Annotated in this window: 18 protein-coding genes and 1 other RNA gene; 14 read left to right on the top strand and 5 right to left on the bottom strand. The window is 40.2% G+C overall.

Going from position 1 to position 14,652, the window contains the following annotated elements; translation table 11 throughout:
* Positions 1-59: 59 nt before the first annotated feature.
* Positions 60-560: a hypothetical protein gene (locus J3L16_RS08210; RefSeq protein ID WP_207612489.1), complete on the top strand. Its 501-nt coding sequence runs from the start codon at positions 60-62 to the stop codon at positions 558-560.
* 50 nt (positions 561-610) lie between these two features.
* Here the strand turns inward: J3L16_RS08210 and J3L16_RS16535 are convergent, their stop codons facing one another.
* Positions 611-1,453: a LytTR family DNA-binding domain-containing protein gene (locus J3L16_RS16535; protein ID WP_207612488.1), complete on the bottom strand. Its 843-nt coding sequence runs from the start codon at positions 1,451-1,453 to the stop codon at positions 611-613.
* A gap of 333 nt (positions 1,454-1,786) precedes the next feature.
* Between J3L16_RS16535 and J3L16_RS08200 the strand changes: the two genes are divergently transcribed.
* The 5 genes from J3L16_RS08200 to J3L16_RS08180 all read left to right on the top strand — a co-directional run bounded on the left by J3L16_RS08200 (position 1,787) and on the right by J3L16_RS08180 (position 5,083).
* Positions 1,787-2,347: a DUF2975 domain-containing protein gene (locus tag J3L16_RS08200; RefSeq protein ID WP_207612487.1), complete on the top strand. Its 561-nt coding sequence runs from the start codon at positions 1,787-1,789 to the stop codon at positions 2,345-2,347.
* Complete coding sequence (locus J3L16_RS08195) at positions 2,347-2,565, top strand: helix-turn-helix transcriptional regulator (RefSeq protein ID WP_207612486.1); 219 nt, start codon at positions 2,347-2,349, stop codon at positions 2,563-2,565. Before J3L16_RS08200 ends, J3L16_RS08195 begins: the two co-directional genes overlap by 1 nt.
* Position 2,566: 1 nt before the next feature.
* Positions 2,567-3,097, top strand: a complete 531-nt coding sequence (locus J3L16_RS08190) for an outer membrane beta-barrel protein (RefSeq protein WP_207612485.1) — start codon at positions 2,567-2,569, stop codon at positions 3,095-3,097.
* Between the two features lie 147 nt (positions 3,098-3,244).
* Positions 3,245-3,820: a DUF1554 domain-containing protein gene (locus J3L16_RS08185; RefSeq protein WP_207612484.1), complete on the top strand. Its 576-nt coding sequence runs from the start codon at positions 3,245-3,247 to the stop codon at positions 3,818-3,820.
* Between the two features lie 87 nt (positions 3,821-3,907).
* Positions 3,908-5,083: a hypothetical protein gene (locus J3L16_RS08180; protein WP_207612483.1), complete on the top strand. Its 1,176-nt coding sequence runs from the start codon at positions 3,908-3,910 to the stop codon at positions 5,081-5,083.
* A 118-nt stretch (positions 5,084-5,201) separates the two neighbouring features.
* Here the strand turns inward: J3L16_RS08180 and ssrA are convergent.
* Positions 5,202-5,561, bottom strand: a transfer-messenger RNA (tmRNA) gene (gene ssrA / locus J3L16_RS08175).
* A 66-nt stretch (positions 5,562-5,627) separates the two neighbouring features.
* Positions 5,628-6,107: an SsrA-binding protein SmpB gene (gene smpB, locus J3L16_RS08170; RefSeq protein WP_207612482.1), complete on the bottom strand. Its 480-nt coding sequence runs from the start codon at positions 6,105-6,107 to the stop codon at positions 5,628-5,630.
* An 81-nt stretch (positions 6,108-6,188) separates the two neighbouring features.
* On the opposite strand from smpB, the gene J3L16_RS08165 reads away from it, so the two are divergent.
* The 8 genes from J3L16_RS08165 (at position 6,189) to J3L16_RS08130 (ending at position 13,792) form a co-directional block, all read left to right on the top strand.
* Complete coding sequence (locus J3L16_RS08165; RefSeq protein ID WP_207612481.1) at positions 6,189-6,620, top strand: type II toxin-antitoxin system RatA family toxin; 432 nt, start codon at positions 6,189-6,191, stop codon at positions 6,618-6,620.
* Positions 6,617-6,961, top strand: a complete 345-nt coding sequence (locus J3L16_RS08160; RefSeq protein ID WP_207612480.1) for an RnfH family protein — start codon at positions 6,617-6,619, stop codon at positions 6,959-6,961. Before J3L16_RS08165 ends, J3L16_RS08160 begins: the two co-directional genes overlap by 4 nt.
* A 193-nt stretch (positions 6,962-7,154) precedes the next feature.
* Positions 7,155-7,664: a hypothetical protein gene (locus J3L16_RS08155; protein WP_207612479.1), complete on the top strand. Its 510-nt coding sequence runs from the start codon at positions 7,155-7,157 to the stop codon at positions 7,662-7,664.
* Position 7,665: 1 nt separating this feature from the next.
* Positions 7,666-9,573 (top strand): matrixin family metalloprotease, encoded by a 1,908-nt coding sequence (locus J3L16_RS08150; RefSeq protein ID WP_207612478.1) that lies wholly within the window; start codon positions 7,666-7,668, stop codon positions 9,571-9,573.
* 152 nt (positions 9,574-9,725) lie between these two features.
* Complete coding sequence (locus J3L16_RS08145) at positions 9,726-10,586, top strand: YHS domain-containing (seleno)protein (RefSeq protein ID WP_207612477.1); 861 nt, start codon at positions 9,726-9,728, stop codon at positions 10,584-10,586.
* Between the two features lie 53 nt (positions 10,587-10,639).
* Positions 10,640-11,578: a DUF808 domain-containing protein gene (locus J3L16_RS08140; protein WP_207612476.1), complete on the top strand. Its 939-nt coding sequence runs from the start codon at positions 10,640-10,642 to the stop codon at positions 11,576-11,578.
* A 46-nt stretch (positions 11,579-11,624) separates the two neighbouring features.
* Positions 11,625-11,984, top strand: coding sequence for a RidA family protein (locus J3L16_RS08135; protein ID WP_207612475.1), 360 nt, complete (start codon positions 11,625-11,627; stop codon positions 11,982-11,984).
* Between the two features lie 47 nt (positions 11,985-12,031).
* Complete coding sequence (locus J3L16_RS08130; RefSeq protein WP_207612474.1) at positions 12,032-13,792, top strand: DUF885 domain-containing protein; 1,761 nt, start codon at positions 12,032-12,034, stop codon at positions 13,790-13,792.
* Here the strand turns inward: J3L16_RS08130 and J3L16_RS08125 are convergent, their stop codons facing one another.
* Together J3L16_RS08125 and J3L16_RS08120 are read right to left on the bottom strand one after the other, a co-directional pair.
* Positions 13,793-14,359 carry a hypothetical protein gene (locus tag J3L16_RS08125; protein ID WP_207612473.1) on the bottom strand — a complete coding sequence of 189 codons (567 nt, stop codon included), beginning with the start codon at positions 14,357-14,359 and terminating at the stop codon, positions 13,793-13,795.
* Positions 14,338-14,514: a hypothetical protein gene (locus J3L16_RS08120; protein ID WP_207612472.1), complete on the bottom strand. Its 177-nt coding sequence runs from the start codon at positions 14,512-14,514 to the stop codon at positions 14,338-14,340. The genes J3L16_RS08125 and J3L16_RS08120 overlap by 22 nt, the downstream gene beginning before the upstream one ends.
* Positions 14,515-14,652 lie beyond the last annotated feature (138 nt).

Below are 14,652 nucleotides of genomic sequence, written 5' to 3'. Positions count from 1 at the left end.
GTAGATGCAGTGCGTGAGTTTATGTTTATGCGCTAGCTCATAGAAATAAAGACATAAGTATGAAAATTGTAAAATGTGTGTATCTTATTTCATTGTTTTTAAGTCCATTTTTATTTGCTGCAAACATTGAAATTCATCAACACAAATCCAGAGATATTGGAGCTGATACGCCTATTCCTAAAATTGAGTTAACCGCTTTTAGAGATGTAATAGATGGGGTTAATATACATGTTGAAATTGCAAACTATGTGTTGAATGCTCCTGATTTGGCCACCCAATCTCTTGTTTCTGATAAAGGCCTACTTCAAGGCCATGCCCATGTATTTGTTAATGGAACTAAACGCCAAAGGTTGTATGGAAAAGATATCCATATACCTCAAAGTTGGTTCAAGGACGGTGTGAATCAGGTGGCTATATCGTTAAATAGTCACCAACACGAAAACTGGGTGTCGAATGAACATAATATAATGAGTTCAATCTTTTTAGACTTATCTAAAGACCAGTTTGTCCTACATAATTTTAGTTCTCAGCCAATCGAAAAAAAACATGCTCATCATTAGGAGTCAGTCTACTAATGTGCCTTTTAGCTTATGTGTTGAAATAGCCCGCTTTACTCAAACTGCTGTTTAAAGTCTTCTTTATAGCGGCGAGACAAGTTAACCACTTTGCCGCTTTTAAGGTGTACTTCTCCATCGCCACTAGGCAGGTAACTGATATGGTCAATTGCATTAATATTGACTGCGTTGGAACGATGGGTACGGCAAAATCCTCTTTCTTTCACCCGCTCACACAAGTCAGCTAAGGTTGAACGCAAGGGGTAAATACGACCGCCACTGTGCAGGTTGACATAGTTTCCTGCCGCTTCCATCCATTCTATTTCTACCACTTTTACTAAAAATTCACGGTCGAGTTTTTTGACGAGTAAATGCTCAGGGGCTTTCTGTACTTGGTTGGGTTCAACTTCTTGGCTAATAAGGTTTGCTTCACCTTTTAGACGGCTATAAACAAATTCATACAGTTGATACATACAGAAAAAGAAAACATATCCCCACACATCTTTACGGTATTCATAAATGAATTCCCTCGCTATTGGTCCAAAATCGTAATTGCTGTTCATTAACCAATACGACAATTCTCGAAGCCAAACCATAATGGCAACATGCAAGATGGAGAATAGTAGTGACGCCAATAGATGCTTAACCAGATGGGTTTTTATTTTGCTTATATCCAGCGGAGTTTTGCGCCAAAACACAACCATAAAAGGTAACAACAATAAAATACTTAAGGCGCTGGAATATTCCCAAATAAAGGGCTCAATTAAACGAAATTCTGGGCTACCATCTCTATTAGTTTCCGTCCAACTAGAGCTGGCGTTAATGGTATTGTTAATGAATTGGTAGATAGCGACTAAAAGAAATAAATAGCCTTTCTTATGTTTATCCCTTTTATTCACCGTTCGCCTTTAGCATTCGTCAGACAAGCCTTCTGCTGTATTTTAATTTCTGTCTTACCGTCATCATGATAAGTAGTTATTTACCTTAAGAGAATACCATGACGCAAGATATACAGGTAAGACGATATGGTATTGATTGGCTGTGGAGCTTGGCTTTTGTTTTGAGATGAAATAACAAGGTTTTAAACAAATAGTTGGATTTAAATACAGTTATCTAGGTTGTGATTTGTTGGAATGGTGAGCATTATTTAATGTTTATCATTAAATAATGCTTGATAAGCATGTTTGTTTTAATTACATTGTTTGTGTGTTCTATTTAGTAACCATGAGTTCATGAAAAAAATTTCTACTCTTAGCCAGTTTCTGTGTGTTGTTTTTGTCATTGCGTCTTTTGTACATATTGGTATTTGGGCTTACCTCGTTTTTTTTAGTCAGTTAGATCATGGAACTATTGTCGATACTGGCCAAACAGAGTTTAACTTCTTGTTTAACTTTACTGGATTTGAATCAGAAGTAAGGCAATTAAAAGAAGTCGGGCTGAGTCCCGCGTTTTGGTTAACCACACATCAATTACTGTACCAGTTAGCTATTTACGGAATGTTGTTTTTACTTTTTAAACAATACAAAGAAGGGCATATTTTTTCGTTTAATTCGGTTGTTCAAATAAGACGGCTAGGTTTGTGTGTTCTACTTTGGCCCCTTGTACAACTTATTTACCCCAGCGCATTGATATTAATTCTTAAGTTACTGGGCTTTTTAGAACATGGAGAGATATCGTTTAGCATAACCATCGAAAGTTTTGAAGCAATAGCAACAGGCTTCATAATTTTAGTTATTGGTTCAATTATGGCTGAAGCGGCGCGTTTGAAAAACGAACAAGAGCTTGTTATCTAATGGCGATTATTGTTGATTTAGATGTGATGTTAGCAAAGCGAAAAATGCGCTTAAATGATTTATCAGCTTCGGTGGGCGTCAGCCCACAAAACCTTTCAATTTTAAAGACCGGAAAAGCTAAAGCAATTAGGTTTTCCACATTAGACGCCATTTGTGAAGCACTGGAGTGTGAGCCCGGCGACATTTTAAAACATAATACCAATACGTCTGGAGACTAGAATGTATAGAACAATAATTGTGGCTGTAACAAGCTTGTTTATCACACAGGCTATTGCTGAAGATCAGCAGCCGGTTTTTTTTAGCCTTGGTCTAGGCGTTATTAATGAAAATGGCTTAGCCACACCGTCAAATATATCAATTGATGATGCTTTCATTCCTAAATTCGAATTAGGGATTGGATGGGAAACCTTGCTTACACCTGTATGGGAATTCTCGGCTACTGCCACTGCATCCTACGCATATTCCAATAGTTTTGATATTGAAGGTCAGGACGCAGCTAATAACGCAAAGATTGAAAACATTGGTCTGTGGCTCGACAACAAACTCGCCTATAGTGGGTTCTCCGACACCATAAGGCCATTTATCAGCCTAGGGGCTGGTAAGGTATATGGTCAATATAGCGACAATGAAAACAATGTAAGTGGATGGGCCACGGGTACCCGAGCATTAGTGGGATTAGAGTTTGACGTCTCAAAAGATGCTAAGTTGTCTTTTGCCCTTGGAACGAACGATATTGATGATATTAATTAGAGCGGTTGTCTACATGTCTCTCTTACGTAATACCAATCAGCTAATTCGGGTTGTCACACAACCGTGTTTGATATGATTCGTGATTCTTGAAAGATCAAGTTTATTATCTATAATTTCTTTAGATGCTTACATAAAAAGGATTTGTAGATGATGCGTTTACTGACTGTAATTATTTTCTCTTTCTCTCTTCCTGTGTTGGCCGACGTGCGCTTATGGGTGCCTAGCACAACGACTGCTGGCAATATTGGCGGCAGAGCAGGGGCTGATGAGTTATGTGATGATGATGTTAATAAGCCTGCGGTAGCCTCTAGCACAACTAGAGCCTTTATTTCTGTTAGTGCTGCAGATGAAATTCGTGATATGCCAAGCTTATATAACATTCCTACTAATGAGGTGATTTTTAGGCGAGACGGGACGACACAAATAGCCCCCAATTTTGCCGCTTTGCTTAACGCGGATACAGTAGACTTAACGAACTCCATCGGTGTGACACTGCGATTTATTTGGACTGCTTCTGATTCGATTGGCTCTCACACTTCGAGTTGTAATAATTGGAACAGTGCTAGCAATTCAGAAAGTGGGGAGAGAGGAATTGCTTCTGCAAAAATTAATATATATATCGGTGGAAATGTATCTTCATGTAATGAGAGTAGTTCGCTATATTGCATTACCTACACAGCACCTGCTGGGGCTAGTGCAAGTACGGGTTTAACTGAGTGGTAATTAACCTAGTAGTGGGTTTTATCGCAATATTATAAGGTGGCCGTTTTGCTGCCTTATAAATCAATTAACTTGCCTAGGTGTACAGCAATGTCTCGTTTAATGCTGCCCGCTATTTTTCGTTTTTCTCTTTGCTTGCCTCTATTGTTAGGGTTTTTCTACTTGCTAAAAAGCCCTCAAGCAGAAGTGTTTGTTGATGTTGTTTGCCATACGTTAGCCTTGTCTACCTTTTCTGTGGTGCACCTTTTTAATGCAGATATAATATTAAATCGCTATAGCATCTATTTGGGTACGGCTGAATACGGTATTAATGTGGTACCTTCTTGTTCGGCGTTGCCTATGTATCTAACTGTTGTTAGTTTAATATTGGTAGAAAAGGTTTCTGTCGGTAATAAGCTTAAAGCCATAGTTATAGGCTTTGTGGTTGTTGAAGCCTTGAATCTTTTGCGTTTATGTCTGTTGTTTTATGCAAGGGTGTATGCATCACCTCCTACCTTTAATGTAATTCATGATATTTATTTTCCTGCTAGTTTATTTATTCTGGTGGTGTTTTGTTATTGGCGCTGGATTAGTAAAACGCATTCAAGTATTTATCTGCTTGGTAGGCATCATCTAGAACAAAATGAAGTTAACAGCAATAACAATGTTATTAACGGCGCAAAGTGCGCTAGTGTAGCTGTTGTGTTATTTATAGTTTGTTCGGTTTTTCTTCAACCTTATTTTAAACATTTGCTTTACTTACCTACGTCGCTTTTTGTGCAGGTCAGTAATGTTAATTGGCAGAGTGAAACAAGGTTGAATCAAACAACCGATACGCTGGTGATAAGTAATAGTATTTTTTCTTCTCGCACCGCTATTGCTGAAGCCGGTGAGCAAAGGAAAGTTAACGTAAACCAGCGCACTGGGTTGACCGTTAGCCCAAGTACCAATATGTTACTTTTACCCTTGTTGCTGGGTATATTCTTGGTGAATAAACGCCGAAGTTTTCATGAATTGGCATTCGTTTTACTTAGCCCTTTTATTGTTGAAGCAATAAGTCTAGCTCTTTTATATCATTACCAAATAATTAATGTACTCAATACCATAGCATTTCCTGGAGTGGTTATTTCTCAAGGGGTTATTGCGAAAGCAAATATTTATTCACTAGAGTGGGGAGAATTTCTAAAGCACACTCGTTCAACAATACTGTATTTTACAACGTTGCTTATTCCTGTGTTTTATTGGAGATATTTAGTGTTAGCGAGGGCTGAGCGAGAAGGTGAATAGTTCTAACGGGCAAGTATTGTTTATTAGCAAACTATTAAATCAAGCCGTATTTTTACAAGTTATTTATGGTTATTGCAGACACAAAAAAGGGCGTAAAGAACGCCCTTGAATGTCAAAGTGGTGGAGCTGGCGGGATTTGAACCCGCGTCCAGAAAATGTCTACCGTCGGTACTACATGCTTAGTTTGTCATTTATTTAACCTCTTGGAACTCCGACAAACAGGATTTCCTTGAGGCTGGCCTAATACTGTTTCGCGGTTCAACCTTAGACAAGTTTCCCTCGCTATCCTACTTAGATGACCTTCCGAATCCCCGCTAGTAGAAAGAGACTGAGGTGGAAGGGCCTATACCGGTTATTAAGCGGCTAGTGCGTAGTTTTCGTCGTTTGCGACTATTTAAATGCGGCTTTTTTAAGAGGCCAGCCGCACCTCTGCATGCACCTAAAGCGTCCAAGATCCTGTCGAATCCTAATCAGCCCCAGATTGGGTTAGTTTAGCATGACTCTAACTTAGTCACACATACTATTTTTATTTAATTCAACGCGTTTAAGCACTGTGCTTCATCATTCGTTCTTTTTGACGTGCCCAATCTCGGTCTTTTACTGTGTCGCGCTTGTCGTGAGATTGTTTACCTTTTGCTAGGTGAATTTCACATTTCACCCAGCATTTTTTCCAGTACATGGCGGTGGCAACGACGGAATAACCTTTTTGATCTCGTGCGCCAATCATGCGGTCGAGCTCTCTACGGCTAAGTAATAATTTACGGGCTCGTTCAGGCTCGCAAATCACATGGGTTGATGCCTGTGTGAGCGGTGTTATACGGCATCCAACTAAATAGGCTTCGCCATTTTGCAAAATAATATAAGCGTCAGTAATGTTTACTTTACCGTCGCGTATACTTTTTATTTCCCATCCTTGCAAAGACATACCTGCTTCAAATTTGTCTTCAAGGTAGTAATCGTGGCGTGCTTTTTTATTTAAAGCTATGGTGCCACTAGTGTTTGATTTGTTTTTAGACTTTTTCATATCACTGATTATACCTCAACCTTAGCCTATAAGTCGTGTTAAACTATTGTGTTTTCAACAGTGGATCCCACTTTATTTTTTATGGCACATGTTCAACGTACTGCACTGGTCCCATTTAGTGCTGAATCTATGTACAACTTGGTGAATGATGTAGACGGCTATGCCGACTTTCTTCCAGGTTGTGCCGACAGCCGTATTGACGAACAATCTGATACGCATATGCAAGCATCTCTTTTAATAAAAAAAGCCGGCATTAGCCAGTGGTTTAGTACCCGCAATACATTAGAAAAAAACACCCGAATTGGTATGTCGTTAGTGAACGGGCCGTTTAAGTCTCTTGAGGGCGGCTGGACATTTATTGCCCTTGATGAAAAGGCTTGTAAAATTGAATTGAATTTACAATTTGAATTTGAAAGCAGGTTAGTTGAAGCCGCATTTGGTAAGGTGTTTGAATCGATTACCCGCTCTATGATTAATGCCTTTACTCAACGAGCCAAAGAGGTGTACTCATGACCAAAATGATAGATATTGAAGTGGTATACGGTACACCGAAATCTCAATCTTTACTTGCAGTTTCAGTAGAAGAAAATACCACAGTTACCGATGCAATTGTGTTGTCGGGAATTTTGCAACTACACCCGGAAATTGATATCGCTACCTCAAAAGTAGGGATTTGGAATAAAACCGTTCGTCCTTCTGTTATGCTGAAGCAAAATGACAGAATAGAAATTTACCGTCCATTAATAGCCGACCCCAAAGAAGTACGTCGTCGCCGAGCAGAAAAAGCAGTGGAAGAAGGAAGAGCGGATAAGGTTACTGGAGGGCGGCCTAATAGGGCCAAGACAAAGGATTGACTTAAGGGAGGGAGCACGCTCACTTAGTATTATTTATCATTTAACTTATTGAATTTATTCAATGTTATAGTATTACAAATACATTCTAATTTCATCACAAATACAGCAGTTCTATTGCTTCTAATCAATTTAGCGTCCTATTCTGATGTCGTGCTTTTGCACCTAACGACAATCCAATCAGGAGAATATAATAATGAAAATAAAACCCAATCTATTGGGCATAGCTTTGGCGGGCGTTTTTACGCTTTCTACCGCACATGCAACAATTAATAAAGAATTTGATTTAGCCGACGCAACAACAGCCTCTAGCGTTATTGTTGCTGGAGAAGTGATGAGTACGAAAGTTGATACAAGTGGAAACGGTACTCAAACACTTGTGTCGGTTCAAGTCACCGATGCGCTAAAAGGTAAAGCTTCTGGCATTATTACAATTGCATTGCCAGGTGGTTCGTATTCGTCAAACGGTTTTCGCGTTGGTGAAACCTATGCTGGTGTTCCTCAAGCATTCGTAAATCAAAAAAACATGTACTTTTTATCTGATTCAGATACCGATGGTGTGTATCAAGTTGTTGGCTTTAACCAAGGTATTTTGACCATTGAATCCAATGACAATAAAGAAATGGTAAAAGGGATGCTAACTCATGGTGAAGCTGTGTCTATGAAAGAAATGAAAACACGTATAGACAGTGAAGGGGAGCTATAAGATGTTAGTGAATAAATTCAAATTAAGTATGCTTGCGGTAAGTTTGGTTGCTTCATCCCTAGCGAATGCGGGCGGAAACTTAGACACCTCTAATTTCACAGGTCAAAGTACAATTCCAGGATTTGAAGATGTAGAAGTGGTTCCTATTTTTTGGGATGCGCGTTGCGCCAATGTAAATTATACCCTTGATACTGTATTACCTAATGCTGGTACAGCAGCGGAAATTAGTATTGATGATACACGAGACCAGCTACAAGCTGCGCTTGATTCTTGGAATGAAATTCCAACATCTTATATCAATATGAATATCACCGAGACTCGGACTATTGGTAATGGTAACCGTAGTTTTGATTTCATTAATGAGCTTACTTTTGAAACGCCAGACAACTTTACTGCATTAGCTTCGTCACCTTCAACCAGTCTGCAAGCGGATGCAACCTTTGTCGTTGGTGATGACATCGATGGCGATGGCGATAGTGATGTGTTTGATCCGGAAGTTGAAGGTATTAATGAGTGTACTGACATTGATAATGATGGAGATATTGAATTCCCTGCGGGCTTCTATGCCGCAGGGACCATCATGGACAACGATGTACAGTTTTCTGAAACTGTTCTGTGGTCTACGCTGGCCGATGATGACACATCTGCTGACATTCAAGCGATAGCAGTTCATGAATTTGGACATTCTCACGGTTTATCTCATGCCGGAATTAATGTAATTTCTGCACAAGATGGTACTGGTTCTACCATGTTTCCCTTTATCGATACGGGAGACAGTGTAGCAGAGGCTGCCACACGTACTCTTCATGAAGATGATATTGCGTGGTCTTCGTTTACTTATCCAGAAGGTTCTGAATCTGAAGGTATTGCTGCATTACAACCAGGCGATCAGGCTTTTGACAAAGTTTATGCCGTGCTAACAGGAAGCGTTACTAACTCTTCTGGTGGGCCTGTATTAGGCGCAAGCGTACTTGCTATTTCTGGGAATGGAAATAATGAACAAGTTATGGTTGAAACGAACACAGGTAAAGCTCTTGTTCTTGGTGACGCTAATGGCGATTTACTTCTAGCTCCAGAAGCGCTAGGTGCTGTTGATGGTGACTTTGAAATTCCACTTCGCAACGACAACTACCGTATTTTGGTACAAGCTCTTGATGGAGCGCCATTTGACGGTAGCCGTGTTTCACTTACTGCAAATGTTGGTTTCTTATATGGACAGCAAACCTTTCCTGAAGAATTCTTAAGTGAAAGTTCTCAGGAACTAGCAGTTGAGACTGAGCCAGGCCGTGGACGTTTCGTTCCAGCTTTGGTTAACAGACCGTTTAACGATTTAGATTTTGTCGTTAACGATGATGTTGCTCTATCAAGTTTTGAAACTGTTAATTTCGTGGGTTCAGGTGTTGCTATCGGTCCATCAAATGTTGTATATGCGACGCGCTTTAGCAACAGCGAAGTGCTTGCTTTGCTAGAAGATGGCGCAACCTTGACCACGGCTTTAGTACAAACAAATGTGCTAGACGCATCAGTTGTTCCTATGTTTAAGCGTTTTGCCTTGGTGACAGGTACTGTGTCTGAAGATGGTACTGCTAATATTAACACTGGATTTGCATACCGCTCTAAGCAAAATGTTGCCGCTCAAGACGCAGATCAAACACCGTTTTATTTAGATGGTGCAGAAGGTTTGAGTAATCGTTTGTTGAATGATTTAAGCCGTTCGCCTGACACTGACTTATTCTTAATTGTCGAAGTTGATGACAATGCGCCCACAGGAGCTTCAGGCTTGCCACCTCTTGTTGCAGTTGATACAGATGGTCCATTTGGTAACTCATTCTTGTCTACTGATGGAGGCGCGTTTAACCCCACTCTAGGTTTGAATTTCGCTATACAATTGCGATTTACTGAAGAGTAAGGTTTTCAAGTGAATATAAAAAAGGGGCCTTCTGGCTCCTTTTTCGTTGTAAAACAAATTCAAAGCAGGGTTTATTCATTCGTCATATTACTTTATTCTTCAATTCCATATAAATAGCCTATTCACTAATTAGGCTCATATTGAGAAGAATAATGCACTCACTTAGAATTCCATCTCGACCTACCGCTATATTTTTATTGTCTTTTCTTGCTTTGTTGAGCGGGGTGGCGTCTTCATTGCTTTGGGCAGATGAAAGTGACGTTATGCCTATTGCATTAGATGGCTATGATCCCATTAGTTATTTCACCAATGAAAAAGCAGTCGCAGGAAAGGCTGACTATCAAAAAGAATACAAGGGTGAACGTTATACGTTTATTAATGAAGATAATATGAACTTGTTTTCTGCACACCCAGAGCGATTTTTGCCTCAATACGGTGGTGCTTGTGCTCACTCTGCTACGGCGCAAAGCCCTGTAGCTGGCGATCCGTCTATTTACACAGTTGATCAAGGTAAGCTGTATTTTTTTAGTAGTAAAGTGGCGAAAAGCCAATGGCCTACCAATATTAGCAGCAACCAAGTGGGTTTAATGCCTCTAGCGCTACAAGGTTTCGATGTTACTACCTACTTTGATGAGAGTGGCAATATTGCTAAAGGTAATGAGCGTTACCAAGCCGTGTTCAATGGTAAGCGTTACCTCTTTGTGAGTCAGGAAAACCAACAACAGTTTGCTGCTGAACCAGAGCGTTTTTTACCTCAATATGAGGGCTATTGCTCACATTCAGTGTCACAAGGTGCGCCAATTCCAAGTGATCCTTCTTTGTATATTATAGACGAAGAGAAATTGTATTTATTTAGTGCTGATGAAGCCAAAGACGCGTGGTTGTCTCAACCATTAGCCACTCGTGATTTGGCAAGTAAAAATTGGCATTTCGAAGCCAATAAACGCAATAGCCAAATTGCGGCTAAAAACCGTTGGAAGAAAGAAACTGAAGTGAAGTTGTTTAGTTTCTAGTTAAAACGCACAATGACGTTTATTTAATCAAGACAGAATGAAGGACTCTATTTGTGGCAACAAGTTTACTTACATTACTCGATGATATAGCAACATTACTTGATGATGTGGCGGTTATTTCTAAAGTTGCGGCGCAAAAGACCGCGGGCGTTTTAGGTGATGATCTAGCATTAAATGCTGAACAGGTATCTGGTGTAAAAGCGCAAAGAGAAATACCTGTAGTGTGGGCTGTTGCAAAAGGGTCTTTTCTTAATAAGTTGATATTAGTCCCCTCTGCATTATTGATTTCGGTGGTGTACCCTCCGTTAATTGTCGCCTTGTTGGTTGTAGGAGCCTTGTATTTGTGTTTTGAAGGTTTTGAAAAGGTATTTCATAAGCTCACTCACAGCAAGGACAATAAAAACACTGTCTCAGACAACGACTTAGAAAAAGAGCTAGCAGACAGTGACGTTGATTTAGAGCAGTTTGAAAAAGACAAAATAAAAGGCGCTATTCGCACCGACTTTGTTTTATCAGCTGAAATCATCGTTATTATTTTAGGCACAGCAAAAGATGAGCCTTTTTTGAATCAAGTGCTTACGTTGTCATTGTTGTCTATTGCCTTCACTGCTGGGGTATATGGGCTGGTTGCCGCAATTGTAAAATTAGACGATTTGGGTCTGTATTTACATAACAAAGGCCTAAAGAACAGCAATGATGTTTTGCGTAAATTGGGCGGAGTCATATTGAAATCTGCACCTTTGTTAATGCGAAGCCTATCTATTATCGGCACTGCCGCTATGTTTTTGGTGGGCGGTGGGATCTTAGCCCATGATATTCACTTTCTTCATGTTATTTATGAACAGGTGGAGCACTGGGCAGAACATGCACACTCAATAGCCTCTTTAACTTTGCCTCTGTTAACAACCCTTGTTATTGGCATATTGGCCGGCAGTGCCGTATTTGGCGGCATTAAAATAGTTAAAAAAATGATCCCGACAAAAGCCAAGTAAGCGTTTATTTGGCTCCTTATTTGTCACCTTTAAAAGAGTAGTAAAAATGACACAGATTACCCGTTTAAGAAGTAATGAAAAGCTCAGTAGAATTGTGAAATACAACGGTGTTGTCTATTTATGTGGGCAAGTTGATGAGCATTACAATAATCATAAAGGCGATATTGAAGCTCAAACAAAAGGCGTACTAGCGCGAATCGATGAGCATCTTAGCGAAGCGGGAACAGATAAAAGTAAAATGCTATATGCGTCTGTGGTAGTAAAAGACACGGCGTACATTCCACACGTCAACGCATTGTGGAATGAATGGCTCAGTGAATGCGTTCCTCCTGCGCGAACTTGCATTCAAGCTAGTATGGGAAACCCTAATATATTAGTTGAAATAACAGTGCAAGCTGCAAGTTAACTTAGAAGAATTAAAATAAAACAGCGAAATTGAAAGAGATAGATTAAATGAAAATAGCTAGATTAAGTCTTGCTTTAGGTCTGATGTTGATTGGTTCTGCGAATGCGGGAACCGTTGAAGCTTATAAAGCATTAAGAGAAAAAGCATGGCAGTCTGAACTAGATACGAACCCTGTACTGGCTACGTCATTGGGCGACAGTCGAGGAAACGGGTTATTAGAAGATTTATCATTACAAAACTATAACGCATTGGTCAGTCAGGCTGGCGAATTTTTAAATCAACTTAATGCTATAGACATCAATGATTTACCTGTTGATTTGCAAGTGGATTATGCAGTGCTAAAAAGGCACTTTAGTGATTATGTTGATGGGGCTGGGTTCGATCATACCCGGTATGTGCTATTTACCAATAGGGAAGGGTGGTTTTCGAATTTTATTTCTTTACCTTACCGCTCGCCTTTCTTTTCTTTTACTGATTACCAAAGCTATGTCGATCGTTTAAGCGCGTATAGTGCGTTGAATGAACAAGGTATTAATCGAAGTCGAAAAGCGATAGAACTGGGGTTAACCCAACCTTGCGAGCCAATGCAAGGTTTTGAAACTCGTTTCTCTCGAGAGTTAGTCGAAAACGTAGAAGACTCTGATTTTTGGACGCCTTTTGCAAAGGAAAAGCCGATTTCGCTCACATCAGCGCAATGGCAGTCGTTGCAAAAGCAAGCAAGAAGCGCTATAGAGAAGTCGGTTATACCTAGTTTTAAAACCTTTTTAGATTTTTATAACAAGGAATACCAACCTAAGTGTCGTAAAGGTGTTCCCGGTGTTGGAAGTACTGAAAACGGACAAGCCTATTATGCATACCGAGTAAAGAGTTTTACGACTACGGATATGACACCTGATGATGTACATCAACTAGGCTTACAAGAAGTCACTCGCATATTAGCCGAGATGAAAGACGTTGCATTGTCAGCTGGGTTTAAGAGTAGAGAATCGTTTATTGAACATTTGCGCACAGCCCCTCAATATTACATGACTGATGCAGATGAATATGTGACTTATGTAGCTGCGTTGGCAAAGAAAATAGACGGCTTTATGCCAACTCTATTTGGGCGTTTACCCCGCCAGCCTTATACTGTGCAGCCTATACCTGCGGCCAATGCACCAGGCAATACTACAGCCTATTATGAACCGGGCTCACTTAAAACAGGACAACCCGGTATTTACCGAATTAATACCACGGAATTAGAGCAACGACCGCTATGGGAATTGCCTGCATTAGGTGTACATGAAGCGGTGCCGGGCCATCATCATCAAATAGCTCTACAGCAAGAGTTGGATATTCACCCATTTCGAGCGGAAGGCGCCTTTTTCACCGCATTTGTGGAAGGCTGGGGGTTATATTCCGAACGCTTGGGTATTGAAATGGGGCTGTATGACACGCCAGCAAAGCAAATGGGAAGACTGTCTTATGAAATGTGGCGAGCAGTACGTTTGGTAGTTGATACGGGCATACATGCAAAAGGGTGGAGCAAAACCAAAGCGGTTAACTATATGCTTGAAAATACGGCATTAACTGAGGCAAACATAGATGCCGAAGTAAACCGTTATCTTACTTGGCCGGGACAAGCATTAGCCTATAAAGTGGGTGAGCTAAAAATCAGAGAATTGAGAGTCAGAGCCGAACGCACTCTTGGAACTGATTTCGATTTGAGAGCATTTCACGATACGGTTTTAGAAAACGGTGCCATACCCTTAAGTGTATTGGAAGAACATGTTGAGCGTTGGATTAACGCTCAACATAAAAAGCGCTGATTACTTCAGCGCTTCTCCTGACCAAGGGCAAAAACGCCATGAAACATGAGCGGGCTTGCCATTAGGACAAATTCGAGCACGGTGGAATGAATCAAGCGGTGTTTCGATAACAGCATTTGCACTAATGGTAGTACTTGAATCGGGTAATGATGCGGTGAAATTCAGTAGCAGCTTCCCTTTCTTGTAGGGATCGAGTAAGCGTTTATTGTCTGCATCAACATCGTCATAGACAATAAAATTGAAATTTTGCCCCATATTGCCCATAGCTGCCGCTAATATTGGAGTAAGCTGCTGTAAAAACAAAGAGACATTATTGGGGACATTTTTTAATGGCGGGACGTCGATGACTTTTCCGTCTTCGTTTTCATACTTTAGCGTGAAAGATTGGCTTATTTTACTTTTTGAGTAAAAGCTCATAGCACCAAGCGACGACACATCAGCTTGAACCACGCCTAAAATGGCATAGCCATTTAAGGTATCTTGAATTTCTTTTTTTACAGCTTCTGTGACGTTGGGATCGTTTGCAAATGCCGCCCCCCAATACTCTACTGGGATCCACCAACCCAAGCAACATGGTTACTATTCGCAATTTCTGGTTGAACCTGTGTTTCGGCTACAACTTTTTCTATAACAATTTCGTTTATAGGTAATGCTTGTTGGCTATGGGCGTTCGATAACGCAAAGCAACCCAATAGCGCAGCTAGCGCGTGCTTAATTTTCATATTCAACCTTTATTTGTTAGTTGTCTACATACTATATCAATATCAAAAAACGATTTATTTATATTAAGTTCAGGTTTTTTATACAGTATGTGCATTTTGCAGTGTGCTCCTTTATTACTATACAATACAAGTTGTTGA

The organism is Alteromonas sp. 5E99-2 (assembly GCF_017368475.1).
Lineage (GTDB): Bacteria > Pseudomonadota > Gammaproteobacteria > Enterobacterales > Alteromonadaceae > Alteromonas_F.
This window is presented reverse-complemented; position numbering and strand designations above follow the sequence as displayed.